3 protein-coding genes are annotated in these 1954 nt (G+C 64.9%); all 3 read right to left on the bottom strand.

Annotated elements, in window-relative coordinates; translation table 11 throughout:
• Window positions 1-196: 196 nt before the first annotated feature.
• A complete protein-coding gene (locus tag ACWGN5_RS41840; protein ID WP_453524276.1) occupies window positions 197-637 on the bottom strand; it encodes a hypothetical protein in 441 nt (146 codons plus the stop codon).
• Window positions 638-711: 74 nt separating this feature from the next.
• Window positions 712-978 carry a hypothetical protein gene (locus ACWGN5_RS41835; RefSeq protein ID WP_453524274.1) on the bottom strand — a complete coding sequence of 89 codons (267 nt, stop codon included), beginning with the start codon at window positions 976-978 and terminating at the stop codon, window positions 712-714.
• A gap of 65 nt (window positions 979-1043) precedes the next feature.
• The gene (locus tag ACWGN5_RS41830; RefSeq protein ID WP_453524272.1) at window positions 1044-1424 is read right to left on the bottom strand and encodes a DUF3846 domain-containing protein; all 381 of its coding nucleotides are present in this window, start codon (window positions 1422-1424) and stop codon (window positions 1044-1046) included.
• Window positions 1425-1954: the final 530 nt, after the last annotated feature.

Genomic DNA, 1954 nt, shown 5'->3' with positions numbered 1-1954 from the left:
CGTGCTCCGCTGCGCTCCGCACGGCGAGACTGGCGGGCAGTCAGGCACGGTGCGGGTGTGCGGGGTGAGGGCCCGTCCGCTTCGCTCCCGGACCCAAGGCCCGCTGACGCGGGCGGCTGGCTAGGAAGGGGAGTTGGGGGTGGTCAGTTTGATGCAGGAGGTTGAGTTGGCAGAACCAGACCACACCCTCTTGGGCCTACTTGAGGATGTGGAATGCGTCCACACATTCCGTCTTGGCCTCGGGCGGGATGCGCTCTCCGGTCGGGGTTACACAATGCGCGTTGCGCATCTGGCTAGCGTTCAGTGCCCGGGGGACTCCCTCCTTAATGGACCATCCCCTGACGATGTCTCCATTTTCTGTCTCGCTCCGGAGGATGATTCCGCCCGCATGCGCTCCGGTCATCGCGCATGCCATGAGGTCGGCGAATTCCATCGCCTCAATGACGCATGCCTCGAAGTCGGTTCCGTCTTCGTTCTGGGTGAATTCGAGAAAGCGAACTGTGAATCCTCCGCCGATTCCCGAGACAGTGAGGGTGAGGTAGTGCTTCCCGCCCTTGGCCCGCTCCATAAGGCGTCCGAGGTATTCGATTCCGCGCTCATGGTCGGACTCGCTCGCCGTGATGTGGAATGCGCACATGCTGGTCCTTCTTTCCTGTCTTTGGGCGTCTTGGCGGCCCGGTGGGGGTGCCACTCCCCCACCGGGCGCAGTTCTCAGGTGGTGATGAGGTCGTATTCTTCGCGGTCGATGATGCTTCCGGTCACGTCGCCCCTGAATTCCGCCACACGAACCGCCCCGAATTCTCCCTCCCAGAAGGTTCGGGGGGATTCGTAGTATGCGACATCCGGATATCGGGTGAGGGCCGCGTGGGCCGCCTTCACTACGGCTTCTCGGTGTGTTTCCGCCTGGACCACAATGATGAATTTCTGGTCCCTGACAGAAATTCTGCGGTTGGCCCAGTCGCACACGAAGGTGAACATGCTTTCCTCTCACTGGGTGGCAGCGGAGGTTCACTCCCCTGCCACCCGTCAGGACGTCTCGTGCGTTACGCGATGATGGTGAGGAGGTGCTGGACCAGCTCCAGCGTCTGGTCTTCGCTGAGGCCCAGGGTGTCGCCGTCCTTGTCGGTTCCGCCGGTGAAGACAGCGTTCCCCAGGTAGGGCTGGTGCGGGGTGGCGTACCTGCTGAACAGGTAGGAGGCCGCCACGTTCACGTAGGGGTTCTCGGAGTACAGGCCTTCGTCGTCGATCCACATCGACAGGTTCGGGGTGATGTCGACGACGTCGACCATGGAGCACTCGATCTCGGTGCGCAGGGTCTTCAGGGTCTCGCCGGAATTGGCCGGCCAGTCGATGACCTTGAACATGCCGTCCGGGAGGACGAGGAGCGCGTACGAGGTCGCGGCGGGCTTGCCGGTTTCGGGCATGGTGGTCCCTTCGAATTGGGGTGGGTGTCTTGGGTGTTGGTCGGGTGCCACCGCCGACCAACAAGAAAACTGTATCATCTTTCACTGTCGCATGGGGGTGTTTTCGCAGGTGGAGGCCTAAATAGACCCCTCCGAGTGAAGGGTTCGAACACAAACCAAGCGCCACCCGTTCGGGTGATTCTTGGGGCTGGGGCCGGTGGTGTGCCGCCGCCCGGACGCGACAGCGTCCGGGTACGTCGGTCGGCGGCACCGCAGGTGCCGAGGTTCCTTCGCTTGCGAAGGAACCGGTCCGGCCGACCAACGTGAGGGTGCGCAGCACCCGGCCGACAAGTCCGACGGCGCTTGCGCCGAGGGCTCTTCGCTTGCGAAGAGCCCGTTCGGACGACCATAGCGAGGGCCCGGAGCGCAGCGGAGCGGCCCGACCCTCACCGACGGCACCAGCCCCCCACGGGGGTGGGGGGGGGGGGGGCCGGGGCCGCCGCCCCCCCCCCCCCCGGCCCCCCCCCCCCCCCCCCCCCCCACAAAACCCG

Source organism: Streptomyces sp. NPDC055815, from assembly GCF_053616475.1.
This window is presented reverse-complemented; position numbering and strand designations above follow the sequence as displayed.

What these genes read in the sequence shown, in the direction of transcription:
- ACWGN5_RS41840 (WP_453524276.1), bottom strand. Translation starts at nt 637, where the DNA reads ATGTGCGCATTCCACATCACGGCGAGCGAGTCCGACCATGAGCGCGGA.
- ACWGN5_RS41835 (WP_453524274.1), bottom strand. Translation starts at nt 978, where the DNA reads ATGTTCACCTTCGTGTGCGACTGGGCCAACCGCAGAATTTCTGTCAGG.
- ACWGN5_RS41830 (WP_453524272.1), bottom strand. Translation starts at nt 1,424, where the DNA reads ATGCCCGAAACCGGCAAGCCCGCCGCGACCTCGTACGCGCTCCTCGTC.